Below are 25,189 nucleotides of genomic sequence, written 5' to 3'. Positions count from 1 at the left end.
CTATTCAAAAAGTTCCGGGCTTTCCACTTGCAAAATAAACGCAAACCGCTAACATGTGGTTGCTTCAAAATAATTATAACAAGGGAAGCCATGAGAACTGTATTTTTTTCGGCCGCATTAATGGCCTCCGGTGCAGCCGGGGCAGCTGTTCCTTTAGATGGTTGGTACGCAAATGTATTCGGAGGCGTTAGCGCTGTTCAGGATAATATTAACACTGTAAATCTGGGCTTGCATCGCTCCAAGGCAGGCTATGATAGTGGTTATGATGTTGGAGGCCGCATTGGCTATAAGTGCAATCCCTTGCGCTATGAAGGCGAGTTGACTTACCTGACTGTCAAACTCGATCATTTTTATATCAATGACATCCGTCAGACCGGCACCACAGGCGATAGCAATGCAATTCTTGCGATGGCCAATGTCTACTATGATTTTCCAGACATGGTTCCAGGGATTCAACCTTTCCTGGGTGTTGGTATCGGCTACGCCTTTGTCAATGCTGATTTAAACGCTACAGGGCCTTTCGGAGTGACCCGTTATAGCGGCTCAAACAGCGTATTTGCCTATCAGGGAACCGGCGGCTTTACCTACAATTTCAGCGAAATTTATGCCGTGGATATTGCCTACCGGTATGTAGGCACCCAAAAACCGGATGAACTGGGTAAAGTCTATCAGGCACATCTAGGCTCAGTAGGTGTTACCTATCGCTTTGACGGATCTCGATATAAATAGTAAGGATTTCTCATGAATTATTTTTCTCGACTAAGCCTGGCCGGCCTATTGCTGACTAACAGTATTGGATTCGCTGCCGTTACCCCTCTTCCCGGCTGGTACGCAGGTCTGATGGGAGGCGGCGGTTGGACTCAGCCTGTAAAATTTACCGTGGCTCCCAATTTATTACTGACAGGCACTTACCCCTATTACATTAGCCCCACCAGTATTGATCTCAGCTATAAAGGTTTTGGTAATGGCGGCGGCCAGATAGGATACCGCTGCAACAAGTTCCGCTTTGAAGCCGAAGCCCTGTATACATTTAGCGGCTACAAGAAGTTACAGGTGCAGAATGCTACTTTTGGAACTTATACCGTTCCAAGCTTTAGCAATAGCTATTATTTTCACTTAAACGGCGAGACTACCATGGTTTCCGGTCTGGTGAATGTCTATTATGACTTCTTTACCCCAGATGGCGATGTCACCTGGATGCCTTATGTAGGGGCAGGTATAGGATTGTCCTATATAGAGAATAACATTAAATTCTATTTCAACAACCAGCAGGTCTTCCCCGCACCCAACTCCGATTTTGGGAAGGAAAATGGCTCAACATCAATTGCCCAGGCCATTTTGGGTATAAGTTACCTGCTTGATGACTATACGACCGTCGGCACCGATATTCGTTTGATGCGAACAGGAAATGTTACGCTTATTCCCAAAGGTCGTTTTGGTATTGCCAACGAAGTAGAGGAGCATATGACCCTGTTCGCATGGAATATTAATTTCAACTTTACTTTTGACCAGCCTTCGACCTAGATTAAATTCTGGCTCATAGGGACTTTACGGGATTTTTATGCACTATCTGATTGCTCCTTCCATTCTCTCCGCTGATATGACTCGCCTTGGCGAGGAAGTGTCAGCAGTGCTCGATGCAGGAGCCGATATGATCCATTTTGATGTGATGGATAACCATTATGTGCCTAACCTCACGATTGGTCCTTTTATATGCAAGAGTTTAAGCAAGCGGTTCCCGCAGGCTGTTATTGATGTACATCTGATGGCTAACCCGGTGGATGAGCTCATTAAACAATTTGCTGATGCCGGTGCGAAACGAATCAGCATTCATCCCGATGGCACTATTCATCTGGACAGGAGCCTGCAGCTGATCAAAACACTGGGCTGCGAAGCGGGTCTGGTTTTAAACCCGGCCAGTTCGCCTGAAGTCATACAGTGGTGTCTGCATTATCTTGACTTTATACTAGTAATGACTGTTAACCCTGGATTTGCAGGCCAGAAACTAATTCCTGCTGTTATTGATAAAATTCGATGGTTGAAATCCAACTACCCAAATCTGCCTGTTTGCGTTGATGGCGGTGTTCAGGCTGAAAATATTGCCCTATTAGCCGAGGCTGGAGCTACCCAGTTTGTAGCGGGTTCTGCTATATTCTGTAGTGACAATTACAGAAGCACTATTGCTGCTATGCGACAACAACTAGCCACAGTTCAATGACTTCCCTGTTAATTGCATAAGCTATCACTCCTTTATTGTGGAATACTATGAAAAAGATTCTTTTTCTGATCACTTTGCTGTGCCTGTCGATTACTGGCAATGCGGCAAGTGCTGGCGAAACTTATGTGCTTCGTTTTATGAACTATATGGAATGGAGCCAAAACCTCCCTCAGCAGGCCACGCCTGAATTTTTAGCGTTCATCGGTGATGATACTCCTTTGGCCAATCGGTTACGGGAAAAATGGTTGTATCAATTGGCAAGGCAGAGAGACTGGGCTAATTATACAGCCTTCTATCGCCCCTCTTCTGACGTCAGCCTGCAATGTTTCGCAAGGCTCGCCGAGTATTTTCAGGGAAAAACCGAGCTTGCGCTTGAAGGCGCCAAACCCTTGTGGCTTAAAGGAGACTCACAGCCAGGTGCCTGTAATCAGCTTTTTGATTTTCTAATAAAAAGCGGGCAATTTGATGAACAACTGATAACCGATCGGATCCGACTCGCTTTGGACAAACGAAATCTTGGTCTCGCACGATATTTGTTAAAACTATATCAAAAACCGCGGCTGGAGGATGAAACCATACTCGTTGGTATTTCGCAAAATCCTGCCCGCATCGCTCAACTGCAACCCAAAGAACTTCACGATGCTTTTTATTTATATGGCTTAAAACGCCTTGTTTCAACGAATATGGATCTGGCTATTAAACTCTGGCAGCAGCCAAAAACCAGAAAAATATTATCCGAAGCCCAGCAACAATCCTTTCTCGTGCAGCTAGTCATTTACAAGGCAATGCGTAATCATGAAGACACAGAGCAATGGTTTTCGAGAATTAAACCCGTTTACTACAACGATGCCCTCCTGGATTGGGAAATAAGGGCCGCTCTTAAACAACAGAACTGGCCTAAAGTTGAAAAACTAATCCTTTTTTCAACGAATAAAGACAGTCCCTGTTGGCAATATTGGTTAGGCCGGGCTAAAGAAGCCCAGGGCAAAAAAGCCGAATCCCAGGCCATTTTTGGGATTTTAGCGGAAACAAGAAACTATTATGGATTTTTGGCCAGCCTGCGCCTGCATAAGAAACCAAGCTTCGTCAATGAAACTGTGGTGAAAGACCCGAATGTACTTAAGCCATACCGGGCATTCACCAGCACTATAAAAAATCTGTATGCAAATAAACAGACCTTGCAGGCATCAAGAATGCTCAATGATTTTGTACTGGAGCTTCCCAAAGAAGACAAGAGCGCACTTATCTACTGGGTTGCCAATGAGTTGCAATGGCATGGTAAATCCGTTTACCTGAGCAATACTGAAGAATTAAGTAATCAGCTCTCTCTTCGCTTCCCCCTAGCGCATGAACCCACTGTAACGGCTTACTCCAAGAATTATCAAATCTCCAAAGAATTTATTTATGCAATTATCCGCCAGGAGAGCAGCTTTCGCGAAGATGTGGTTTCAATGGCAGGCGCCCGGGGCCTCATGCAGATTATGCCTGACACAGCCAAGATGGTTGCCAAACAGGAGAAGATTGCTTACGGGGACAAGAATCAACTTTTTTCCAGCCAGAAGAATATCAATATTGGGGTTGCCTATCTTAAGCAGTTAGCCAAACGTTACCATGCACATCCGGTTTTAATGGCTGCCGCTTATAATGCAGGTCCAAGACAGGTCAATTATTGGCTTAAGAACCACCCGCCAAAACAAATTGACATATGGATAGAAACACTTCCCTGGCACGAGACTAGAAATTATTTGAAAAATGTGATTGCATTCTATGCGGTCTACCAATTCAGAATGCAACAAAAACCAGACTTAAGTATTTTCATGCAGCCAATCAACTGAGCGACTCCATCAAGGCAACTTGGTAAATCGCCTTGATGGAGCGATGCTTAGGCTAATGCTGCTTTCAATGCCTGTCCAGAAGCAGCATAGGCCAGTAAAGCCGCTTCATAATGGGACGGCAGGGCGCAAAAATCATGCAGGATTCCCCCAAACTCAATAAACTGCGCCTTATTGCCCCCTTCCACTAACTTCTCATAATAGCGCTTGGCATCATCATGAATTGGATCACACTCGGCTGCAATCACCAAAGCAGGCGGCAGATTTTTGAAATCGGTCTGAAACTGTGGATTGGCCTCAGGACTCTTTTCGTCTTCCGGTTTCCCTAGATACTGCTTTCTCATCCAGTGAAGTGAGGCTGTTTCCAGAAAGTAACCTGACTCATAGGTTTTATCGGAAGGCATCGTATTGTTTAAATCCACCCAGGGATAATAAAGCAACTGGAAGGAAATGTTGACGTCTTTATTTTTTTTAGCTTGATGGCAAATGCTTGCTGCAATATTACCGCCTGCGCTATCACCGCCAATAGCCACTTTTCCATTACCACCAAATTCCTGAGCATGTTTTTGCACATAGCGGATGACATCATAGCAATCATTGTGTGCCGCCGGAAATTTATGCTCCGGCGCTCTTCGATAATCCACTGCTACCACCAGGCAATTAGCTGCTTTACTCAGAAAGCGGCAGGTATAATCAAGAAACTCCAGATCCCCAAAAACAAATCCGCCCCCATGACAATAAATCAAGGCAGGCAGATTGCTCGACTCTTTATTCGGTTTATAAATACGGACTTTAATCTGACGATCAGCAAGATTAATTTGCCTGTCTTCAGTGTTTACCTCAATCGGCTTTAGCTTGTCAGGAACTGCAGCGATGAGCTTGTTAAATGCCTTGCGGCCTTCATCGGGTGCCATTTCTAAAAGATTTTGACCATCCAGTGCAGCAGCAGCTCTTTCACCCAAAAGTTTGATAAAATTACTGGAATCGGTATTAATATGTTTCATTTTACTTTCCTTAGTTTTTAACAGGAATCAGCCCGCTAACAGTGGCAGTTTTAACTCGCACAGCGTTAGTATCTTTCTAAAAATAGCAGAAAAAAAACAAACAGTAGATAATTAGAAATCAAATAAACCTGGTTTCTCAACAGGCTCCTTCTCTTCTTTTGTGATTTTATAGTAGTCAGGATGAAATATTAACATATTGCCCCCAATCATAATGGTTTCTATCCTTTCAGATGAATCCATGCAAATTTTCTCCAATATTTTTGGATCCAGGATCTCCTCCTCCTCGAAATCGAACAATCCCGGGCTTGGCCTCTCGGGCTCCTGCTCAGCCTGTTTAATAAGCTCACTCACCATATTGTTAATCAGTTTTTGATCTCTGATATTTGCAAAATCAGTCTTTTCAAAATGTTTTTTAAACAGGCTGTGAATAATTCGACTTAAAGTTCCGGAGGTCATGATCGAAATATGGCCATGGTCAGGAAGTTTCTGATTGGCGTCAGAATGCTTATAACCAGAGACCGTTGCACAACCTTCCAGCACTATCCAATCACGACCGGCCTCAAAAAAATAATAGCGATAATCAGATTGTTCAACCGCTTTTTTCAAGCGTTCAAGAAATTCACTCCCTATTTGCATTTCCTCAACTGATTTTGAGAAATAGGCGAGAACGTCCAGGGCCAGATAGGAACCGCCAAAAGGTGCACATATCGGCACAACCATTTCAACTTTAATATTATTCTTTGCGGCACAAAACTCTGCAAAGCTACTGGCAATTATGCCCCCTCGCGAATGTCCCATTACAACCACATGATCATCACCATTTGCAAGAATCTGCTGCAAAAGCTGCTCCTGATAATCTTCTTCGATACCCGCCCCTGTTGCCCTGTTTTTAAAATTAACCAAAACTATATGCTTGATACACTCGGGCAATTTTAACTTTATTAATTGATTGGCCATTGTTAAAAAGGACAACTCACGATCAGCTGTTCCATGGACACAATAAATTGCCACCGATTTACCCGCCTGGGGGTTAAAGCCGGGATTAGGCAGTATTAGCTGGGAAGATCGCGCCTCTAGCCAGCGCATTGTATGAAGCAGAATACCAGTCCAGCTAACGGGATGATTTTGTTTAATTGTCTTTGCCAGATAATGCGGGAATTTCCCGAGCAGGGATATCATTGCCCTGGATGAGCTTGCCATCGAAATAATCCTCCCTGATTACGATTTAAATTAATCCGAATCGTTATTACGCTTATGTCTAATCAGAAGATAATTAGCCCTGTTCACTGCATCGTTCAAGGCTTTTTCTGGAGTCTTGATGCCCGCAAAAATACTTTCCATTGCTTCATCATTTGCCGCACGTATCTGATTTTGCGGCCCCTGGTAATGTCCCATATATTCATTCTGAGGTGTACCGAGTTCCTGCTCTGCCAGCGTTAAAACCGGGTGCTGGCTCTCGCGGGCCAATTCAGAGTAAATGCCGCTTAACCCAAGCGGAATATAGCCGGTGTTCAAATGCCATTGTTTTTGTATTTTTGGCTGTGCAATAAATTGAAAAAACAAAGCAGTTCCACGATATACCTCGGGGGATTGTCCCGCAACAGCCCAAAGAGCAGCTCCTCCAGCGACATTGCTATGCCTTTCAGCTGCAATCTGCGAATCAATAGGAAGCCTTGCAACCCCCAGCGGAAATTGAAGCATTTCAGCCAGACTATTATAGGCACCCGAAGATTGGCTGAATAAGGCACAGCGGCCACTGGTAAATAATGCGGTGGCATCACTGGCTCTACCTCCATATTCGAAATAATTTAGCTTCTGCCAGCGCTGCAGGCGCTTGAGGTGGTTTAATACTGCAGCATTATTATAGATCGCATTACCCTTTACCGGATCCGTTAACGCAAGTCCATTTAAGGCAGAAAAGGATTCAATGTTGATCCAGGCAGGATAAGCACTGGTATAGCCACAGACTTGTCCTTTCTGCTTCAAACGGTCAAGCATCACTTCCAGCTCATCCCATGTCTTTGGAAAATTGGCTTCCGAAACACCCACTGCTGCCAGTTCAGTTTTATTGTAAAAAAGAACAGGAACGGACGTATTGAATGGCATTGCCTGCAGTTTACCTTTCTCACTATAAAACGTAAGTACAGAAGGCAGGAAATATTGCTGGGGGAAATCAATCTGCTGTTCCCGCATTAATTCATCCACGGGTTTGTGAATGCCGGCCGGCGATAACATGGTAGCGGTGCCCACTTCAAATACCTGAACAATCGCAGGCGGTTTCCGGGCACGAAATGCAGCAGCAAAACTGGTCAGCGAATCGGTGTACTCACCTTTGTAAACCGGCTTGATTCGATAATCAGCCTGACTCTGATTAAATGCTTGCACGAGGCTTTCGACTTCGTCGCCAAGATGGCCAGCCATCGAATGCCAAAAAACAATTTCAACAGGCGAAGCCCATACACTCCAGCTCAGTAAATAAAGTGAAAGCAAGCTTAACAGCGTTTTCATGATAGTAAATCAGGGTAGTCGCTGAACACCGCATCAACCCCCCATTCGATTAATTTTTTAGCCTGACGCTTCCAATTGACGGTGTACACATACAATTGATAGCCCTGGTCTTTAATTTCCTTAACACGCTCTGCAGTCAATGCTCTCCTATTGATATGAATGGAAAAACACTGAAGCTCTTTAGCTTTTTTGAGCCAGTCTTTTTCCCAGCGATCAAGGAGCAAACCCAAGGGTAACTCTGGAGATAAACTGCGGCACAAGGAAAGGACATTGTAATCAAAACTGGATACCAGAGGCATTTCTCTTGACTGAGGCCAAAAACGATTAATATAAGACAAAACTGTAATTGCGGTTTGTTCTGCAGTGCCAGGATAGGGCTTTATTTCAACATTGGCAGTCACATTTGAAAATACCAGCCATTTAATCAAATCACGAAAATGCAGAACCTTTTCAGATTTATACTGTTTTGAAAACCAGCTGCCGGCATCCAGGTTTTTTACATAGTCAGCATTGACCAGTCCCAACTCACCCTGTCCATTGGTGGTTCTTTTAAGATTTTCGTCATGAAAAACATAGGGCTCACCATCAGCAGTCAGCATGATATCGAATTCAACGGCAGTACACCCCAGAGCCAGCGCTTTGTCAAAAGAGGCCTGGGTATTTTCCGGGGCATAACCGGCAGCCCCGCGATGGCCAATCACATGATTATGGATTTGAAGCGGCATTGCACACCTTTACCGGTCTGTTAGATCCTGCTTCAACCACAGCACTCATAATCAATTCATTGCTAACAGTCAGAGGGGCTGCGGCTGCGCCCATAACCATGGTATTCATTTCCTTGGCCTGATAGGCTCTTGGCTGAACAGGCACTGGATTATCGCCCTCAACAACATATAAATTATTTACCGTATATTGCTGGGATGTATAAACTTTATTCATTCTACCCAGCTCATCATTTACTAACTGATAAAGTTTATCCCTTAATTGGGATTTGACAGTTTGTACTTCTTCAAGGCTCGGGGTGAAATCAACGCCATTAATAGTATAAGTCGCTCCCGGTTTGCTTACATCTTTCGCTAATTGATAAATATCCGTCAAATTAGTCTGAGGCACTCTGACTTGAGCTGCTACAAACAACTTTTCCAGCCCAGAACTATCCTGTGAGCGATCAAATTGGGTAAGATGCCAGTCGCCTGCTGCTATTTTGCTTAAATTAGACATAATATCTGCGCGGGCTTTCACCAGATCAGCGTTGTTTAAAGTGGCGTTGACATTGACAGTCAATAATGCAGATTGGGTAGTAACCCATTGCTTGGCAGACACCTGAAAAACAACTTTATCAAGCGGCGCTTGCTCCTGGCAGCCGCAGGCAAGAGCAGCATGATTCAATAATGAAAAAGCGAGTATCCCGACAATTTTTTTCATATAACTCTCCAAAGTATTTTTCTGTCTCGAGCCAGAAAATTCAATACACTCAAACCGACCTAGTGTATACCAAGTTCCAGGGTTCTGTGAACGAGTTATTGTATTTACAGAAGCCGACGATACAAACTGATTTGTACTTTTCATTGATTTAGTTCTCGAATGGGTCTATAACATGTGCACGTGATTTTTCTTGGAGCCCTTAGATGATGTCTGTTGAAACAATAAGAAAAAATGATCCTGTCTCCCCCATTCATGACGATTTTTTGGAGTACGCATTAGGACATGGATTTGGAGAGGTGCATTTTAAGGTTGACTCCGCAACCGGGATGAAAGCAATGGTGGCTATACATAACACCAAGCTTGGCCCGGCTTTGGGTGGTTGCCGTTTTATTGAATACCCGAATACACAAAGCGCAATTTATGATGCCATGCGTCTTGCCCGGGGAATGAGCTACAAAGCCGCCTCTGTCAATTTACCGCTCGGAGGAGGCAAAGCCGTTATTATTAAACCAGCCGGGAATTATGATCGGGATGCCTATCTCCATTCCTTTGGCGAATTCGTTAATGATTTGGGCGGACGCTATATTACAGCCCTGGATAGCGGTACAGAATTGCGCGATATGGATATCATTGCCCAGCACACAAGGCATGTAGCCAGTTTATCCAGCCATAATGGGGATCCTTCACCGTCTACTGCAAAAGGCGTGCTCAGAGGTATTCAGGCTGCGGTGGAATTTAAACTGGGTAAAGGTAGTTTAGCGGGTCTGCATGTAGCCGTTCAGGGTTTGGGACATGTTGGATTCTTACTAGCCAGGCATCTTCATGAACAAGGTGCGATTCTTAGTGTTTCTGATGTGAATCATGAAGTCGTTGAGCGAGCGGTCAAAGAATTTGGCGCCACAGCAGTTCCAACGGATATTATTCATAAACTTCCCTGCGATGTATTTGCCCCTTGCGCCCTTGGTGCAGTGATTAATGATATGAGCATTGGACAATTACAAACAACAATTATTGCCGGTGCAGCTAACAACCAGCTCGCTCATAGCTATCATGGTCAATTGCTGCATGAAAAAGGTATTCTTTATGCTGCTGATTATGTAATCAATGCGGGCGGCCTGATTTTCGCGGCCAGTAAATACCTCCATACACCCGAAGAGCAGGTCAATCAGCAAATCGACAGCATCCGCAGCCATCTGCTTGAAATTTTCTCCCGCTCACAAAGAGAAAACCAGCCAACCAGTGTGATTGCCGATACGATGGCTCAGGAAAAATTGGCATAATATCCTTCTTCGCAGTTTAATCAGAAAAGGGTAATGAATGAAACAATTAAATCTCACCCCTGAGCTGTACGACTATATGTTGTCAGTTTCGCTTCGTGAACATCCCGCATTGAAAGCCTTGCGGGATGAAACCTCGACCATGATGCTTGCTGCTATGCAAGTGGCTCCTGAGCAAGCGCAATTCATGCAGTTTTTACTAAAAATGCTGGGCGCGACCAAGGTGCTGGAAGTGGGTACTTTCACCGGCTACAGCGCTTTGGCAATGGCTTTGGCTTTACCGGAGTATGGAAAAGTTATCACCTGCGACATTAGCAGGGAATGGACCGATAAAGCACATCCATTCTGGGAAGCATCAGGGCAGGCAGATAAAATTGATTTACGCTTAGGCCCTGCAGTTAATACGCTGCAGGCTTTGCTTGATGATGGGTATCAACGCGAATTTGATTTTATTTTTATTGATGCCGATAAAACCAATTATGTTAACTACTATGAAATGGCTTTAAAACTTGTCAAAACAAATGGGATTATTGCAATCGACAACGTTTTTTGGGATGGTAAAGTCATTGACAGTTCGGAAACCGGGGGGCAAACCCGGGAAATAAGACGTCTCAATGAATTGCTTAGACAGGATGAGCGGGTAGATACCAGCCTGTTGGCAATAGCTGACGGTCTGTTTCTAGTTAAACTGAAACCTGAATTTGCAGAATCATAAGAGAAGACCGGGGTCTGCTAACTTTTTTCCACTGCTCTCACAGACCCTTATATGTGCGCAACCAATTAACAAGGAGTTTAATATGCATCATAAGCATTTAGAGCACAATCCCTGCGGTTTGGATGGTTTCGCTTTTCTGGAATTTTCTGCGGAAAATCCCAGCCAGCTACATAAACAGTTCGAGCAAATGGGATTTACAGCAATTGCTACCCATAAAACTGAGGATATTACCCTTTATCAGCAGGGACAAATTCAATTTATTGTTAATGCTGCGAAAAACTGTCAGGCGGAAGAGCATGCTAGAACTCATGGCGCTGGCGCCTGTGCAATGGGCTTTCGGGTTAATGATGCTAAAAAAGCATACGCCTATGCATTACAGCATGGTGCCACTGCATTTCAGGATTGTAAGCATGCCGATCATGGCTTATTAGGCATTCAGGCAATTGGCGGTAGTGTGATTTACTTTGTTGATGACAGTCAAAAACCCTACACCGATCATTGGAACATCATCAAAGTAGAGGATGCTGAGGGAACAGGTTTAACCTTTATAGATCATTTAACCCATAATGTTTACCGCGGTAATATGGATAAATGGGCGCAGTTTTATGAAGAAATATTTAATTTTTCTCAAATTCGTTTTTTCAATATCAAAGGGCAAATGACTGGCCTAATCAGCCGGGCATTGGGCAGTCCCTGCGGCAAAATCAAGATTCCGCTTAACGAATCCAAAGATGATCAATCACAAATCGAAGAGTTTCTGCATGAATATCGGGGCGAAGGCATTCAGCATATTGCTTTAAATACCAACGATATCTGCCACACCGTGCAGGCCTTGCGCCAACATCAGGTGCAGTTTTTGGATGTTCCTGATACTTACTATGAGATGATAGATAGCAGAATACCCTGGCATCGTGAACCTATTGCCAAATTAAAAGAACAAAAAATTCTGATTGATGGTGAAAGGGAAGAAAGCGGCGGCCTGCTGCTGCAGATTTTTACCGAGAACGTCTTTGGACCGGTATTTTTTGAAATCATCCAGCGTAAGGGCAATGAAGGCTTTGGTGAAGGGAACTTCCAGGCTTTATTTGAAGCGATTGAACGCGATCAGATACGCCGCGGTACTTTATCTGCTTCTTAATTAAAATGTTAACATGCGTGAAGGAAAGCCCTTATGAAGTTAGCCAGCCTCAAATCGGATTCCAGGGACGGTATTCTCTGTGTGGTTAATCAGCACGGAACCCAGGCAGTGCAGGTAAGTACTATTGCATCAACCCTGCAATATGCACTGGAGCGATGGACCCAGGTGGAAGAGCCTCTCAGAGAAGTGTACCAGCTGCTTAATGAAGACAAGCTGGCAGACGCTTTTCCTCTTGACCCCCGCAATCTACACTCCCCTCTTCCCAGGGCTTTTCAATGGGCAGATGGCAGCGCTTATGTAAATCATGTGGAATTAGTCAGAAAAGCGCGTGGTGCCGAGCTTCCTGCCAACTTCTGGACAGATCCACTCATGTATCAGGGAGGCTCTGATGCCTTTCTTGGCCCAAGAGATCCTATCCCAGTACGTGATGAAGCCTATGGCATTGATTTTGAGGCGGAAGTCGCAGTTATCACAGACGATGTTCCTATGGGTATTACACCCGAAGCAGCGATAAAGCATATTAAACTGCTTATGCTGGTCAATGATGTCTCTTTGAGAAATCTGATACCGGATGAAATTGCAAAAAGCTTTGGTTTTTTTCAATCCAAACCTGCCAGCAGTTTTTCGCCATTTGCAGTCACTCCTGATGAATTAGGTCAGTACTGGGATGGTAATCGCCTGCATTTGCCGCTTATAAGTCACCTTAACGGCCTGCTTTTTGGACAACCCGATGCAGGAACAGATATGACCTTTTCTTTCCCTCAACTTATCGCCCATGCAGCGAAAACAAGGCATCTCGCGGCAGGAACGATTATTGGTTCAGGAACCGTATCAAATACCGATCGAAGCAAGGGCTCATCCTGTATTGCTGAGCGCCGCATGCTCGAAGTACTGGAACAGGGGAAACCATCAACCCCTTTTATGCGCTTTGGTGACCGGATTCGAATTGAAATGCTCGATGACCGGCAACAATCTATCTTCGGCGCAATCGACCAGGTTGTTCAAGCTTATCCATTGAAAGGTGAACTGTGAAACTTTATGATTACTATCGCTCAACAGCAAGTTATCGGGTCAGAATCGCACTAAATATCAAAAACATAAGTTATGAAAGAATAGCGGTACATTTAGTCAATAATGGCGGTGAGCATCATCATCCAGATTATTTAAATCTTAATCCTCAAGGTCTGGTTCCAACCCTGGATGAGCATGGACATATTGTCACGCAGTCACTAGCGATTATTGAGTACCTGGATGAAATATCCCCTACTCCGCCGCTTCTTCCAGCAACGCCTTTTGGACGGGCGCAGGTAAGAAGCCTGGCTTTACTGATTGCCTGTGATATGCATCCACTAAACAACCTGCGCGTGCTAAACCAGTTACGCAGTCAGTTTGGCGCCGATGAAGCCCAAATCCACGAATGGTATCACCGTTGGTTAAAAGAAGGCTTTGATGCGTTTGAGAGACGGCTGTCGGCCATACCTCATAAACACCACTACTGTTATGGCAACGAAGTGAGTCTGGCAGATATATGTCTGATCCCGCAAGTGTATAACGCCAAACGATTTGGTTTTCCGATGGATGAATATCCGCTAATTAATGAGATAGAGGCTTATTGCCTTGGTTTAGCTGCTTTTAAAAATGCAGCACCAGAGGGTTGACCTTGTGAAACAGCCCGATTTCATGCAATCGGGCTAGAATGCAGTCGTCATTACCAATTCATAATATGAAAGTTACCATTGAACGCCTGGAATCCATGGGAAATCAGGAAAACCCCAAGAATGCCGACCAGCGCCATAATCACATAATAGGATCCACCAGAATAAACCCTTTGCGCTATCCCCAGCATGCTTTCAGGAAATGCCAGCCATAGAATGGATTTAACGACAATGAGCCAGGCGATCACAGTGACCAGCAGCTCATAATCCCATTCCCAGATATTATGAATAACAACCATTATCAAACCAAAGACCAGCGAGAAAGAAGCCCCAACCAATATCCATCCGCTATTGGTTCCTACCCTTTTCATCAATTCCTGATAATACGGCCCCCTGGCAATCAAGATCAGCGCAACAATTAATAAATATAGCCCAAGAACTTGCTCAATTAACAGCGTATGGAATGGTACAGTAATCATAGTTTAGCTCCCTTATTCTATTATTACTAAGTGTAGTATAGATTGGAGAGCCATTGATAAATAAAATTAAATTTTATAGGAAGTTTCCAGTTTAGAACCATGCCTTGACGATAGGGACAGTATCTACCTTGCCATTCTGCTCATGCATCAGCATGCTCCATTCGGCTTTACAACGCTGCAGGTGCCCCATCAAAATTCCCTGATGTTCACATTGATAATGAACGGGCATTCCATCATACATACTACCCTCATCGACCGCCAGACATTTTTCGCCGCTTGCTAATTCCACTACCCAGGGATACGTTCTGGAGATGTCCAAAGCAGCCTGAGCCGACTCATTAACTGCATTTCTTAGCTTAATTTCGACCGATTGTTTGCTCCAGGGGCTGCCTGGACAAAATGCCGATGATTTTTTTCCAAAGGGCTTTATAAAGCAAGGATCAAAAATCTTCCCCTCTGCAGCACAGCGCCAGGCATCCTCGCGTTTTATCTTCTGGGATTGCTGCCAGCATTCGCCTTCATAACTTGATACTACTGTCGCTGCAGGAACACCTTCTATTCCTTCAAATGGATGATAAAATTCCAGTTCAGTATCCTTTGCAGTGGCTGTAATTGCGTTTATGAATATAAAAAACATCATCCCGAAGCGCAACATGGATTCCCCCGTCTGTTTTATTTGGTATATTATTCTGTTTTTACCATAGACAATTTACGATACTGTATTTATATATGTCTATTATTTGCTTTCGGAGTACATCATGACAGAGGTTTATACGATAAAACAATGCCTTGACGGTGAAATTAGTGTCGATGAGACAGTTTGCGTGCGGGGCTGGGTAAAAACACGCAGAGATTCCAAAGCGGGCCTCTCATTTATCAGTGTGCATGATGGCTCTTGCTTTGCCCCGATCCAGCTGGTTGCTTCAGAAAGCTTGGCCAATTACCAAACTGAAATTTTAAAATTGACAGCCGGATGTGCCATTATCGCAACTGGCAAACTGGTCACCTCACAAGGAAAAGGGCAATCCTTTGAGATCCAGGTTGAAAATCTTGAAGTAGCAGGTTGGGTTGAAAACCCTGAAAGCTATCCTATCCAGGCGAAAAGGCACACGCTTGAGTTTTTACGTGAAGTAGCCCATCTTCGTCCCCGCACCAATACAATCGGCGCAGTAACCCGTATACGTCATTGCCTGGCTCAAGCTGTCCATCGATTTTTCCATGAGCGCGGTTATTTCTGGATTCACACCCCCATCATCACCGCCAGCGACTGCGAAGGCGCAGGTGAAATGTTTAGAGTCAGTACCCTGGATCTCACCAATTTGCCGCGAAACCAGGACGGAAAAATTGATTTTTCCAAAGACTTTTTCGGGCGAGAAGCATTTCTGACCGTTTCAGGCCAGCTTAACGTAGAGGCCTATTGTCTGGCGATGTCGAAGGTCTACACCTTTGGCCCGACATTCCGAGCTGAAAACTCAAACACCAGCCGCCATCTGGCAGAGTTCTGGATGATTGAGCCAGAGATTGCATTTGCCGGCTTAAGTGATATCGCTGCATTAAGCCAGGAAATGCTACGTTATCTTTGTAAAGTGGTTCTTGATGAACGCGCTGACGATATGGAATTCTTCAACCAGTTTGTAGCGCCTGGCTGTATCGAACGTCTGGAAAATATTGCAGAGTCTGAGTTTGAAATAATGTCTTATACTGACGCCATTAGCGCATTGCAGAAAGCAGACAAATCTTTTGACTACCCTGTTTCCTGGGGGCTGGACTTACAATCAGAGCACGAACGTTATATTGCGGAAGAGCTCTGCAAGAAACCAGTGATTCTTACTGATTATCCCAAAGAGATTAAAGGCTTTTACATGCGACTTAATGATGACGGCCGAACAGTCGCAGCCATGGATGTTCTTGCACCAGGCATTGGTGAAATCATCGGCGGCAGCCAGCGTGAAGAGCGCCTGGAGGTACTGGATCAGCGCATGGATGAATGCGGGCTGAATAAAGAGGATTATAACTGGTATCGCGACTTGCGCCGTTACGGCACAGTGCCCCACGCGGGCTATGGCCTTGGATTCGAACGCTTAATCAGTTATGTGACTGGGGTCGGCAACGTTAGAGACGTTATTCCATTCCCACGTACGCCTGGTAATGCGAATTATTAATTTCCTCGCCCGAATCTCCGCGGTCGACGCCGAATCCCGGCGATACCAACCCGAATCCCGGCGACACCAACCCGAATCCCGGCGACACCAACCCGAATCCCGGCGACACCAACCGAATCCCCGCGGCTTCGACCGCGGGGACCATCTCTGTTGGTAGAAAATGCTCCTCTGATGAGTTTTCAATGTCGCCGACCAATAGAGGCTGAAAAGGCAGTCAACAGAATGTCTTTCAAAAATTATTCTTAATCGGCAAAACTGATACCCTAAATAGCTTCGTGTGGGCCCCGCGGTCGAAGCCGCGGGGATTCATTGGTCGCAGCCGCGAGGATTCATTAGTCTTAGCCGCGGGGATTCATTGGTCGCAGCCGCGGGGATTCGATGGTCTTCGTTGCGGGAGTCGAATAGCTGTGATGTCGCGGTTCTAAGCGATTAAGCCAACACCCCATCCTGGATTGTCTTCACCCTATTCATTCTGGAGGCCAGCTGCTGATCATGGGTCACAATCACCAGCGCAGTATTTAATGACTGATTAAGTTCAAGCATCAGTTCAAATATTCTTGTGGCTGTCTCCTGATCCAGATTACCTGTAGGCTCATCCGCCAGTACAAAACGTGGCTTATGCACAAGTGCTCTGGCGATCGCGACACGCTGCCGCTCACCGCCAGAAAGCTGTGAGGGCTTATGCGTTAGTCGATGCTGCAAGCCCACTTTTTCAAGCATGGAATGAGCCAGAGACTCTGCTTCAGCAACTGATTTATCCCCAAGCAGGAGCGTCATAGCAACATTCTCCAATGCAGTAAACTCGGGCAATAAATGGTGAAACTGATAGACAAATCCCAGATTTTGATTGCGTAAGCGGCAACGCTGCTTCTCAGAAAGGCTTTGCCAGTTTTGTCGATCAATCATCACATCCCCTCCGCTTGGCTTGTCCAAGCCTCCCAGCAAATGGAGCAATGTACTTTTTCCTGAGCCAGATGGGCCAATAATAGCCAGGCTTTCTCCCTGTTCCACACTCAAATTCACACCCTTCAACACATCAACCGTTGAAGTACCGTCATGATAGGATTTGCTTAAATTAGTGCAGGATAAACTGGTCTTACTCATAATGAAGTGCCTCCGCAATCACTGTTTTTGAAGCGCGCCAGGCAGGATAAATAGTAGCCAGAAAACTCATTGTCAAAGCAGCAGCGCAAATTTTAACTAAATCACTTAGCATAATTTTCGAAGGAAGGTAATCCACAAAATAGATGCTGGAAGACAGAACACGGGTATCGAAAAAGGCCTGCAGCCAGTTCACAATCGCCGTGGCATTGCTTGCAAGAATAATACCGCCTACAAGTCCTATCAAAGTTCCAATCACACCCACAAGCATTCCCTGAACAATAAATGTCCATAGAATAATACCGGGCGTAGCCCCGATGGTTCTCAGGATGGCAATTTCTGATTGTTTATCGTTCACAACCATCACCAGTGAAGAGACCAGATTAAATGCCGCCACGCCGATAATCAGTAAAAGGATAAGGAACATCATTGTCTTTTCCATTTTAACTGCATCAAAAAAGGCACCAAACTGGTCAGTCCAATTGCCGACCTGATACTCTTCCCCAAGTTTTGCAGCGATTACTTCTGACAGTTTAGGCGCATTATAAATATTATTGATTTTCATCTTAAGCCCGGTAACATCATTACCAAGCTGCATGAGTTTTTGCGCATCATTCAAGTTGATAAATGCCAGTTTACTATCAAAATTAAAGCCATTTCCCGCCGAAAATACCCCTGCTACAGTGAAACGCTTGAAACGCGGCACCATTCCCGCCGGGGTTACTGTGGCTTGTGGAATCATAATCGTAACTTTATCCCCGATCATTACCCCGAGACTATCGGCCAAACCCCGTCCAAGAATAATGCCAAAATTTTTTAGATTTTTCATATCGCCAATCAGCATTTTTTCTTTGATATGGCTGACTTTTTCCTCCAGCTCCGGATCGACACCGGTTAAAATAATCGGTAACACCTGGCCTTCATTCGTTAATAAGCCCTGCCCTCCCACAAATGGAACGACAGCTTTAATGCCTGGAATTTGGGTTAACTCTTTTTCCAAAGAGGGCCAGTCGCTGATTTTCCCATCTCGTCCGGTGACGGTAATTTCAGGAGCCATGCCAAAAAAACGCCGATGAATTTCAACATCAAAACCATTCATCACCGATAGCACAGTAATCAGAACCATGACTCCCAGACCAATACCCAGCATGGAGCTTAGGGAGATGAATGATACAAAGTGATTCTTTTTCTTGGCACGCGTATAACGTAATCCGATATAAAGCGCTAGGGGTTTGAACATAGGTAGTTTTCTTTATAAAAAGAAACATTGTAGTTAAAATTTGGCTGCCAAGATAGCCTCAGGATCTTCCTGGTCCTGAAATTATATTTTTGAATGACTCCTTGATGGTTTTTGTATGTTCACTATTTGAACTCCCCAGACTAAACGCCGGTGCTTTTAGCCTGACTATCTGCAACTTTGTATCAAAGGTTGAAGCCGCGATAATCTCCATTTGCTCCCGTTGTCTAACCGACATGAATGTTTCAGATTCCTCGCGGACAGCTTTCTTCATGATTTCAATGGCAGGAAGATCATAAGCATTGGATAAACCCAGTCCCATGCAAAGATAAGCATTATTTATCGCGTCATCAGAACTATCAAGGCATAATTGGGCTAAATGCAGTTGCTCCCAAAGACTTTGATAAGCGGCCATGATCTGCGCTGCACTTCCTTGCTTTTCTATCAGTTTGCGTGCAAAAAAGTGAAATCCACTCGCTAATAATAAAGCCCCTGGGGTTCTATGTTTAAGCAAAACCGGCTTCCAATTGATTAAAACCTTGCCAACATTATCTACTAAATCCTGAACACTTGACTTTTCATTACTCACTTCCACTTGCAATTTAGTCAAAGCAATACGAAATGCCTGAATCGAACCATATTGCATCGCCAATTTTAAATATTTAAGAAAAGCTTCTTCATATTTAGGCAATGACTTTTGCTGATATTGTTTTTTAAAACTCATGGCGGAGTAATATAATCCAAAACCCAGAACCAGCTCCCGATCTGAAAAGCCAATTTGCTTTTTCAGTTTAAAGTCGGGTGAGTCGGCCAGGCTTATCTTTTCTCTATGCGCACGCCATAAGCGATCAAAGATGGGCATGTCCAAAACATTTTTTTGGGTTTGGCTATGCGTATAGAAGAGGGCAAGATCATGAAATTGCCAGTCAGACAACTCCGAAATAATTTCATCCACCGGTACTTTTGGCTGTTTTAGCAACTCACGTATTTGGGCTTGACTCTGCGGCATGATTGCTCGTTTTCATAACTATTTGTATACAGTGTAGAACTTTTTTGTATTTATGGCACACGCCTTGAATTTCACCGACTATATTTAAATTAAGAAATCTTAGAGGAAACTTGTGTGTTATGGACCCTACACAAAAAAATCGCATAATGATCCGCTTCTTAAAAGAAATCAGCGTGAATAAAGGGATTGACATTTCCGCTGAACAATTAGCGCCGTACCGAGATCTTGATACAGCCCTTGAATCCATTGAAGCTCATGGCGTGGGCGTAATCGATTATACCACCGTCGAAAATTCCGCCGGCCAGTGGGGACGCCTCAAAGACATTCTGCTTAAAAATGTAAAATTTGCCGATGGAAGCCCGCCAAGACCTGCCGGCTATAATGCTGGCGGACTACGCAGGCGAATTGAATTCTGGCGCAGGGACGACCGGCTAAGCGCCCTGCCGCAGAACGATTACTATAATCGCAATACCGTGGCTACGCCAGACACCCTGGAGTTAACCCAATTAAAAGCAGCTGCCCGGGCAAAGCTAGAGCCCATCATCAAGCAGTTTCTTCACCGGGACCACCCTTTTAGAGCGGCTAATGATGCCCATGTAAAATCCGTCATTGCCCAATTAGAAAAACGGATGAAAACGCAGACAGCAGGTTCTCCTGAGAACAATAAAGACAAAGAGCGCCTGGACATGATGAGAGATCTCGACAAGATAAACAACCTGAAATTAATCAGGGTTCCAGATGAAGTCGGAGGTTCGGCAACTTACTGTGAACTGGCGGAAAGTGCTGGCGGGGTCACTGAAAAAGTATCCCTGGTCAGTCTGGCCACTGTCAGACAGCAATTGGGTAATTTAAGGGATGGAAACCCAGTAAACCGCGCAACTTACACAGCAGCCAGAGGGAATTTTAAATTGGGTACTGAGGCAATTATCAAACTGCCTAAGCATGGAGAAATTGCAGAAGTTCAACGGGAGGCAATGGCTTTAAACGTATCCCGGATGCTCGGACTGGATACAACCCGCGCCACCACGATGACGCATAATGGCCAACCTGCTCTGTTTGTGCCATTTGACAATATTAGATTACTTAAAGATTTCGCTAAAGGAAAAACGTTTTCCTCTTTCGGGTCGAGTAAAACCTACGAGCATTATTCAACACTTAATCCAGTGGGCGCTGGTCTGCAACCCAATGAATATATAGACGATTTTGGCCCTTCTCTCGGTCTTTTCTATTTATGCAGCGATACAGACGCGATAGGCGGATATAATCAGAATAAAGCATTGCGCAATGCGCGAAGTCTTTTTGTGTTTGACCAGGTTATTATGAGCAAAGACAAGCTGGGACTGGACTCAAGGCTCAGCATGCAACCGATTGAAACCCTTGTCAAACACACGAGGCATGGACAGGGAAGAAATCGAACACTCATAGAGGACTCCTCCTTTAATGCAAAATTTGACAGTCTCGAACAACTGAAAAACCAGAGCGCCTTACTGCTGCAATATGCCGATCGTGTTGCCTGGCAACACAGCATCAGGGAGCAACAGTTGAACCGGCTTTTGCAACGTCGCGATCTGACAACAATCCAGCGCAAGACAGCTGAAAAAGAATTAAAAGATGTGACAGCCCTCAAAAAGGATGCAAACGAATTGCGTACTGTCATGTCAGAACGGATTAGAAAAATTGACAGTGTTCTTCCCCGGCATAATCCGGCACACATTAGCCGCCCAGAGCTTAGACAAGGGTTGATCCTTGAGAAACTCCTTCATAACCCGGTGCTGTTTACTTCACAGGGAAGACCTTATAAACACCCCTGGACAACCAGGCAAAATAACCCGGTTAAAACCATCGAAGCCATAGACGGGGGCAGAGTAATGCTCACCTTTGGAAAGGACTTGTCTCCTGATATGGTCAACTTTCTCCAGCGTCAGGGAGCGGGTGCCTCTTTAGCTTTACGTGGAAATCGTCAGCTGGTTATCAGCAGGGCCGATTTAGCCAATCTTAATGAAAAAATGCTGCATCCGGAGGCGCAGGCTGCTTATGCACATGATAAAAACTATCTGGATATTCGCGACTTACGCGCTATTAGTCCAGCCTATGAGGATGGTAATAAAGAAACAATATTGACCAGCGTGACCAATTACCATCGTATTATGGCCAGCCACATACCTGCCGATCAGAAGATTCAAGCCATGCAAGCCTCCCAGAGAGAGATTCAGGATGCGATTAATGGTACTGAGAATAAAGGCTTTGGCATGCATGTAATGAAAAAGCTGCAGTTTGATATGCAGCAGAAATTGCAGGGGATGATTCCACCCCTGGACAGACCCGGTAATCTCAATGCTGCCTTTAATGCAGCAGTCAGACTGGATCGTGTCAGTGAATTTAATAAAGTGCTGCAGGAAGCAATTCTTAAAAACAGAGTGAACTCCGCGGCATTTATAAGTTATCTGACTGACTGTGTGCAGGCTGCGGGTCTTGCCACAAATCATACCGAAGCAGTTGCACGAAGCCAGGAAATCAGTGATCGCTCAGCTGCTGCCCTGCTTCAGTTCAGCCAACCCTTACCTGCACCGGTAATGCCGGTGGTTCCCGTAGTTGATGTGCTCAGTGATGACGATGAAGACCTGGAGGTGCTGCCCGTTAGCCTAGTAGAAGTTTTGAGGGAAGATCAACAAGTACAGCGAGAGCTTGTGAGTGATGCAAGAGCGCCGACAATGATCATTCAACCAACCGATGGTACATTAAATGATAAACCCGAGGATCCTACAATTGAAGTTTCTGTTTAACTATGTCTGTGCTTAACTTAAAATGGATTTGGAGTAATTATGCCCGTACATGAACGAAGACAACATTTCAGAATTGATGATCAGGTCTATTTTGATTACAAGATTCTTCAGCCGGGAAGCCTTGTTTCTGATAAATCCCTGACTGAAGAGTTACTGGGGCAAAATGGCCAGCGTTTTCTGGAGACTACTCAATACTTTCAGACAATCGACTATGAATTAGCCGAACTGACGCAGTCATTAGCGCTGAAAGAACCAGCACTAACCCACTATCTCAATTTACTAAACGCCAAAATTGATTATCTTGCCCGCCATTTACTTATGGGCGATAAAATTCATTTGCGTAAAGTGAATATCAGCTTGGGCGGCATGGCATTCAAAACAAAAGAACGGATTAAGGAGAAGACCCTTTTAAAGCTGGTAATTTATACTAAACCCAAGATGGTACCTATCGTAGTGGATGCCATCTGTGTGTACAGCCAATATTTAAGCGACGATTTGTATCGAACTGCAGTCCAGTTTGATACGCTTTCGCCAGATCAGGAACAATTGCTTTCACAGCATATTATGCTGGCCCAGGTAAAATGCCGTGCTGATTGAGCGTGATATTGTTACACTGACACGGGTTCGCTGACAGATATTGTACGATAACAGAGGGCCGCTTTGAGAAAAAAATGGCCTTTGTTGTCAATAAAATTTCTTGTCAGGTATTTATAAAACTTGTAAATCTGGAATTTTGCTAATGACTCACCAAGTGTATTGTTTAAAACTAAAAAAGGAGGCCGAAGGCCTGGACAGAAAACCATTTCCCGGCACACTGGGCGAAAAAATATTCAATAATATTTGCAAACAGGCATGGAACATGTGGCTTGCCCATCAGACCATGCTAATTAATGAATACCGATTGAGTTTAATTGATCCCAAGGCGCGGGAATTTTTAACGCATGAAATGGACAAGTTTTTATTTGGGGAAGGATCGGAAAAACCGGCAGGTTATACTCCAGAAGAGAATGAATAATATGTTTCATGAGCTGTTACAGATTAACCCGGAGGTGGCTGAGGCCATTATTACTAATGAACCGGTGGTTGTGTTGGAATCGACATTAATTTCACACGGCATGCCCTATCCTGAAAATCTGGAAACAGCGCGAATCATTGAAGAGACCATTCGCTCGCTTGGCGCCATTCCGGCCACCATTGCCCTGCATGGGGGCCGCATTCATATTGGTACCAGCGATTCGCTCATGGAGGAACTTGCGCACTCGCCGCAGACAATGAAGGCGTCAAGAAGTGATATTGCCTTAGTCCTCAGTAAAAAACTGACTGCCAGCACCACAGTGGCTGCCACAATGTTTTGTGCCCATCTCGCTGGTTTATCCATCTTTGTAACCGGAGGGATTGGCGGGGTACATCAACATGTTATTGAGAATTTTGATATCTCCGCCGATCTTATTGAATTGTCTACAACCCCGGTTACGGTGGTCTGCTCAGGAGCCAAATCGATACTCGACTTACCCAAAACACTGGAAAAGCTGGAAAGCTATGGGGTTCCGGTTGTAGGTTACCGTACCAATGAATTCCCCGCTTTCTATAGCCACTCCAGCGGCCTTCCCCTGGTTCACCGCCTGGATGAACCACAGGAAATTGCTGACTTGCTTCATTATCAGCACCAGTTAGGAATGAGAAACGGCGTGGTTGTAGCCAACCCCATTCCCAGAGTAGCGGAAATTCCTGAGGCACAGATCAAACCAGTCATTGAACAGGCAAGAGAAGAAGCCAAAGGATTGCAAGGAAAATCCATTACTCCCTTCCTTCTGCAACGAATCAATGAACTAACTGCCGGTGAAAGCCTGCGTGCCAATATAGAACTAATTAGAAATAATGCCCTATTGGGGGCGCAAATTGCTGTTTGTTATTACCAGGCACTAAAACATTTAAGCCGTTAGGCTACTAAATAAAAATCCAACTAGACATCAAATTAATCAACTTAATGAGTATCTTTTCAACAGCTTAAATAATTTTGAAAATTTATAAATAATTCTATTGACTTCAAACCCAACAAGGAGTTTAATAGCAACCTCTTGACGCGGCCAGATAGCTCAGTCGGTAGAGCAGAGGACTGAAAATCCTCGTGTCGGCAGTTCGATTCTGCCTCTGGCCACCATTAGAATCAAAGAGTTACATTAAAATCCAAAAAACCTCGAAATTTTCATGTAGACGCAATGTAGACATTAAAAAATTCTTCTAGAAACTTAGGCATACCTGTTTTAACTATCATTTCAAATATTAACTTTTAGTCTATGCTATAATTATCATGTATTAATGTATGGAAATTATCATGGATACGGATTTTAAAAGTAAATTATTTAAGTTATTTGAATTCCACAGTTGCCTGAGCAATGGTATATGTGATCGCGATGGTTATTACGTTCCCATTGTTGATGCTATAAATAACGATTTTACTACAAACAGAAAACGTTACCGGGAAGGTGACGAGTTTCCTGATCATAACCCATGGATCAGAGTTCCTGAAGAAATTGGTGCATATAGCGAGTAAAGTAACTTTGTTTACAAGCAAGCTATAGAACAGTTGATCGTAAACAGATGCAAAAATGTAAATAGTTACTACGCTATTTGCAGATAGGCTTG

Annotated in this window: 25 protein-coding genes and 1 tRNA gene; 16 read left to right on the top strand and 10 right to left on the bottom strand. The window is 44.5% G+C overall.

Annotated features, from left to right (window positions below):
- Positions 1-90: 90 nt before the first annotated feature.
- The 4 genes from DYH42_RS04980 to DYH42_RS04965 are packed head-to-tail and all read left to right on the top strand — an operon-like array spanning position 91 to position 4,053.
- The gene (locus DYH42_RS04980) at positions 91-729 is read left to right on the top strand and encodes an outer membrane protein (RefSeq protein WP_058524652.1); all 639 of its coding nucleotides are present in this window, start codon (positions 91-93) and stop codon (positions 727-729) included.
- A 12-nt stretch (positions 730-741) separates the two neighbouring features.
- Complete coding sequence (locus tag DYH42_RS04975) at positions 742-1,524, top strand: P44/Msp2 family outer membrane protein (protein ID WP_058524653.1); 783 nt, start codon at positions 742-744, stop codon at positions 1,522-1,524.
- Between the two features lie 37 nt (positions 1,525-1,561).
- Positions 1,562-2,218 carry a ribulose-phosphate 3-epimerase gene (gene rpe / locus DYH42_RS04970; RefSeq protein ID WP_058524654.1) on the top strand — a complete coding sequence of 219 codons (657 nt, stop codon included), beginning with the start codon at positions 1,562-1,564 and terminating at the stop codon, positions 2,216-2,218.
- A gap of 47 nt (positions 2,219-2,265) precedes the next feature.
- A complete protein-coding gene (locus tag DYH42_RS04965; RefSeq protein ID WP_058524655.1) occupies positions 2,266-4,053 on the top strand; it encodes a transglycosylase SLT domain-containing protein in 1,788 nt (595 codons plus the stop codon).
- Positions 4,054-4,100: 47 nt separating this feature from the next.
- Here DYH42_RS04965 and DYH42_RS04960 read toward each other — a convergent pair whose 3' ends face one another.
- From DYH42_RS04960 to DYH42_RS04940, 5 genes are all read right to left on the bottom strand, one after another.
- Positions 4,101-5,054 carry an alpha/beta hydrolase gene (locus DYH42_RS04960; RefSeq protein WP_058524656.1) on the bottom strand — a complete coding sequence of 318 codons (954 nt, stop codon included), beginning with the start codon at positions 5,052-5,054 and terminating at the stop codon, positions 4,101-4,103.
- Positions 5,055-5,165: 111 nt separating this feature from the next.
- Positions 5,166-6,254 carry a lipase family protein gene (locus DYH42_RS04955; protein WP_058524657.1) on the bottom strand — a complete coding sequence of 363 codons (1,089 nt, stop codon included), beginning with the start codon at positions 6,252-6,254 and terminating at the stop codon, positions 5,166-5,168.
- A gap of 30 nt (positions 6,255-6,284) precedes the next feature.
- On the bottom strand, positions 6,285-7,562 hold the full coding sequence (locus tag DYH42_RS04950) for an extracellular solute-binding protein (RefSeq protein ID WP_058524658.1): 1,278 nt from the start codon (positions 7,560-7,562) through the stop codon (positions 6,285-6,287).
- Entirely contained in the window at positions 7,559-8,287 is a 729-nt protein-coding gene (locus DYH42_RS04945) for a glycerophosphoryl diester phosphodiesterase (protein WP_058524659.1), read from the bottom strand. The genes DYH42_RS04950 and DYH42_RS04945 overlap by 4 nt, the downstream gene beginning before the upstream one ends.
- Complete coding sequence (locus DYH42_RS04940; protein ID WP_058524660.1) at positions 8,268-8,987, bottom strand: hypothetical protein; 720 nt, start codon at positions 8,985-8,987, stop codon at positions 8,268-8,270. The genes DYH42_RS04945 and DYH42_RS04940 overlap by 20 nt, the downstream gene beginning before the upstream one ends.
- A 203-nt stretch (positions 8,988-9,190) precedes the next feature.
- On the opposite strand from DYH42_RS04940, the gene DYH42_RS04935 reads away from it, so the two are divergent.
- The 5 genes from DYH42_RS04935 (at position 9,191) to maiA (ending at position 13,775) form a co-directional block, all read left to right on the top strand.
- Complete coding sequence (locus DYH42_RS04935) at positions 9,191-10,267, top strand: Leu/Phe/Val dehydrogenase (protein ID WP_058524661.1); 1,077 nt, start codon at positions 9,191-9,193, stop codon at positions 10,265-10,267.
- Positions 10,268-10,304: 37 nt separating this feature from the next.
- Positions 10,305-10,979 carry a class I SAM-dependent methyltransferase gene (locus tag DYH42_RS04930; protein ID WP_058524662.1) on the top strand — a complete coding sequence of 225 codons (675 nt, stop codon included), beginning with the start codon at positions 10,305-10,307 and terminating at the stop codon, positions 10,977-10,979.
- 82 nt (positions 10,980-11,061) lie between these two features.
- Positions 11,062-12,117, top strand: a complete 1,056-nt coding sequence (gene hppD, locus DYH42_RS04925; RefSeq protein ID WP_058524663.1) for a 4-hydroxyphenylpyruvate dioxygenase — start codon at positions 11,062-11,064, stop codon at positions 12,115-12,117.
- 33 nt (positions 12,118-12,150) lie between these two features.
- Entirely contained in the window at positions 12,151-13,149 is a 999-nt protein-coding gene (locus tag DYH42_RS04920) for a fumarylacetoacetate hydrolase family protein (protein WP_058524664.1), read from the top strand.
- Complete coding sequence (maiA, locus tag DYH42_RS04915; protein ID WP_058524665.1) at positions 13,146-13,775, top strand: maleylacetoacetate isomerase; 630 nt, start codon at positions 13,146-13,148, stop codon at positions 13,773-13,775. The genes DYH42_RS04920 and maiA overlap by 4 nt, the downstream gene beginning before the upstream one ends.
- Positions 13,776-13,825: 50 nt before the next feature.
- On the opposite strand, the gene DYH42_RS04910 is transcribed toward maiA, so the two are convergent.
- Positions 13,826-14,251 (bottom strand): hypothetical protein, encoded by a 426-nt coding sequence (locus DYH42_RS04910; RefSeq protein WP_058524666.1) that lies wholly within the window; start codon positions 14,249-14,251, stop codon positions 13,826-13,828.
- A 91-nt stretch (positions 14,252-14,342) separates the two neighbouring features.
- A complete protein-coding gene (locus tag DYH42_RS04905; protein WP_065232853.1) occupies positions 14,343-14,906 on the bottom strand; it encodes a hypothetical protein in 564 nt (187 codons plus the stop codon).
- Positions 14,907-15,009: 103 nt separating this feature from the next.
- Between DYH42_RS04905 and asnS the strand changes: the two genes are divergently transcribed.
- The gene (asnS, locus tag DYH42_RS04900) at positions 15,010-16,413 is read left to right on the top strand and encodes an asparagine--tRNA ligase (RefSeq protein ID WP_058524667.1); all 1,404 of its coding nucleotides are present in this window, start codon (positions 15,010-15,012) and stop codon (positions 16,411-16,413) included.
- Positions 16,414-16,842: 429 nt separating this feature from the next.
- Here the strand turns inward: asnS and lolD are convergent, their stop codons facing one another.
- The 3 genes from lolD to mesI are packed head-to-tail and all read right to left on the bottom strand — an operon-like array spanning position 16,843 to position 19,760.
- A complete protein-coding gene (gene lolD / locus DYH42_RS04895) occupies positions 16,843-17,517 on the bottom strand; it encodes a lipoprotein-releasing ABC transporter ATP-binding protein LolD (RefSeq protein ID WP_058524668.1) in 675 nt (224 codons plus the stop codon).
- Complete coding sequence (locus tag DYH42_RS04890) at positions 17,510-18,754, bottom strand: lipoprotein-releasing ABC transporter permease subunit (protein ID WP_058524669.1); 1,245 nt, start codon at positions 18,752-18,754, stop codon at positions 17,510-17,512. Before DYH42_RS04890 ends, lolD begins: the two co-directional genes overlap by 8 nt.
- Positions 18,755-18,812: 58 nt before the next feature.
- Positions 18,813-19,760: a Dot/Icm T4SS effector metaeffector MesI gene (mesI, locus tag DYH42_RS04885; RefSeq protein ID WP_058524670.1), complete on the bottom strand. Its 948-nt coding sequence runs from the start codon at positions 19,758-19,760 to the stop codon at positions 18,813-18,815.
- Between the two features lie 173 nt (positions 19,761-19,933).
- On the opposite strand from mesI, the gene DYH42_RS04880 reads away from it, so the two are divergent.
- The 6 genes from DYH42_RS04880 to DYH42_RS04855 all read left to right on the top strand — a co-directional run bounded on the left by DYH42_RS04880 (position 19,934) and on the right by DYH42_RS04855 (position 25,097).
- Positions 19,934-22,543, top strand: a complete 2,610-nt coding sequence (locus DYH42_RS04880) for a hypothetical protein (RefSeq protein WP_131793006.1) — start codon at positions 19,934-19,936, stop codon at positions 22,541-22,543.
- Positions 22,544-22,582: 39 nt separating this feature from the next.
- The gene (locus DYH42_RS04875; RefSeq protein ID WP_058524672.1) at positions 22,583-23,140 is read left to right on the top strand and encodes a PilZ domain-containing protein; all 558 of its coding nucleotides are present in this window, start codon (positions 22,583-22,585) and stop codon (positions 23,138-23,140) included.
- Positions 23,141-23,282: 142 nt separating this feature from the next.
- Positions 23,283-23,558 carry an oxidative damage protection protein gene (locus DYH42_RS04870; protein ID WP_058524673.1) on the top strand — a complete coding sequence of 92 codons (276 nt, stop codon included), beginning with the start codon at positions 23,283-23,285 and terminating at the stop codon, positions 23,556-23,558.
- Between the two features lies 1 nt (position 23,559).
- The gene (locus DYH42_RS04865; protein WP_058524972.1) at positions 23,560-24,486 is read left to right on the top strand and encodes a pseudouridine-5'-phosphate glycosidase; all 927 of its coding nucleotides are present in this window, start codon (positions 23,560-23,562) and stop codon (positions 24,484-24,486) included.
- Between the two features lie 142 nt (positions 24,487-24,628).
- A tRNA-Phe gene (locus DYH42_RS04860) sits at positions 24,629-24,704 on the top strand.
- A gap of 174 nt (positions 24,705-24,878) precedes the next feature.
- Positions 24,879-25,097, top strand: a complete 219-nt coding sequence (locus DYH42_RS04855; RefSeq protein WP_058524674.1) for a hypothetical protein — start codon at positions 24,879-24,881, stop codon at positions 25,095-25,097.
- Positions 25,098-25,189 lie beyond the last annotated feature (92 nt).

Origin of the sequence: Legionella birminghamensis, assembly GCF_900452515.1 — a bacterium.
Classification (GTDB): domain Bacteria; phylum Pseudomonadota; class Gammaproteobacteria; order Legionellales; family Legionellaceae; genus Legionella_C; species Legionella_C birminghamensis.
The sequence above is the reverse complement of the archived record's forward strand: the minus strand, read 5'-3'. Positions and strand labels throughout refer to the sequence as shown.

Coding starts and splice junctions, on each gene's coding strand:
- DYH42_RS04980 (WP_058524652.1), top strand. CDS start 91: ATGAGAACTGTATTTTTTTCGGCCGCATTAATGGCCTCCGGTGCAGCC.
- DYH42_RS04975 (WP_058524653.1), top strand. CDS start 742: ATGAATTATTTTTCTCGACTAAGCCTGGCCGGCCTATTGCTGACTAAC.
- rpe (WP_058524654.1), top strand. CDS start 1,562: ATGCACTATCTGATTGCTCCTTCCATTCTCTCCGCTGATATGACTCGC.
- DYH42_RS04965 (WP_058524655.1), top strand. CDS start 2,266: ATGAAAAAGATTCTTTTTCTGATCACTTTGCTGTGCCTGTCGATTACT.
- DYH42_RS04960 (WP_058524656.1), bottom strand. CDS start 5,054: ATGAAACATATTAATACCGATTCCAGTAATTTTATCAAACTTTTGGGT.
- DYH42_RS04955 (WP_058524657.1), bottom strand. CDS start 6,254: ATGGCAAGCTCATCCAGGGCAATGATATCCCTGCTCGGGAAATTCCCG.
- DYH42_RS04950 (WP_058524658.1), bottom strand. CDS start 7,562: ATGAAAACGCTGTTAAGCTTGCTTTCACTTTATTTACTGAGCTGGAGT.
- DYH42_RS04945 (WP_058524659.1), bottom strand. CDS start 8,287: ATGCCGCTTCAAATCCATAATCATGTGATTGGCCATCGCGGGGCTGCC.
- DYH42_RS04940 (WP_058524660.1), bottom strand. CDS start 8,987: ATGAAAAAAATTGTCGGGATACTCGCTTTTTCATTATTGAATCATGCT.
- DYH42_RS04935 (WP_058524661.1), top strand. CDS start 9,191: ATGATGTCTGTTGAAACAATAAGAAAAAATGATCCTGTCTCCCCCATT.
- DYH42_RS04930 (WP_058524662.1), top strand. CDS start 10,305: ATGAAACAATTAAATCTCACCCCTGAGCTGTACGACTATATGTTGTCA.
- hppD (WP_058524663.1), top strand. CDS start 11,062: ATGCATCATAAGCATTTAGAGCACAATCCCTGCGGTTTGGATGGTTTC.
- DYH42_RS04920 (WP_058524664.1), top strand. CDS start 12,151: ATGAAGTTAGCCAGCCTCAAATCGGATTCCAGGGACGGTATTCTCTGT.
- DYH42_RS04910 (WP_058524666.1), bottom strand. CDS start 14,251: ATGATTACTGTACCATTCCATACGCTGTTAATTGAGCAAGTTCTTGGG.
- DYH42_RS04905 (WP_065232853.1), bottom strand. CDS start 14,906: ATGTTGCGCTTCGGGATGATGTTTTTTATATTCATAAACGCAATTACA.
- asnS (WP_058524667.1), top strand. CDS start 15,010: ATGACAGAGGTTTATACGATAAAACAATGCCTTGACGGTGAAATTAGT.
- lolD (WP_058524668.1), bottom strand. CDS start 17,517: ATGAGTAAGACCAGTTTATCCTGCACTAATTTAAGCAAATCCTATCAT.
- DYH42_RS04890 (WP_058524669.1), bottom strand. CDS start 18,754: ATGTTCAAACCCCTAGCGCTTTATATCGGATTACGTTATACGCGTGCC.
- mesI (WP_058524670.1), bottom strand. CDS start 19,760: ATGCCGCAGAGTCAAGCCCAAATACGTGAGTTGCTAAAACAGCCAAAA.
- DYH42_RS04875 (WP_058524672.1), top strand. CDS start 22,583: ATGCCCGTACATGAACGAAGACAACATTTCAGAATTGATGATCAGGTC.
- DYH42_RS04870 (WP_058524673.1), top strand. CDS start 23,283: ATGACTCACCAAGTGTATTGTTTAAAACTAAAAAAGGAGGCCGAAGGC.
- DYH42_RS04865 (WP_058524972.1), top strand. CDS start 23,560: ATGTTTCATGAGCTGTTACAGATTAACCCGGAGGTGGCTGAGGCCATT.
- DYH42_RS04855 (WP_058524674.1), top strand. CDS start 24,879: ATGGATACGGATTTTAAAAGTAAATTATTTAAGTTATTTGAATTCCAC.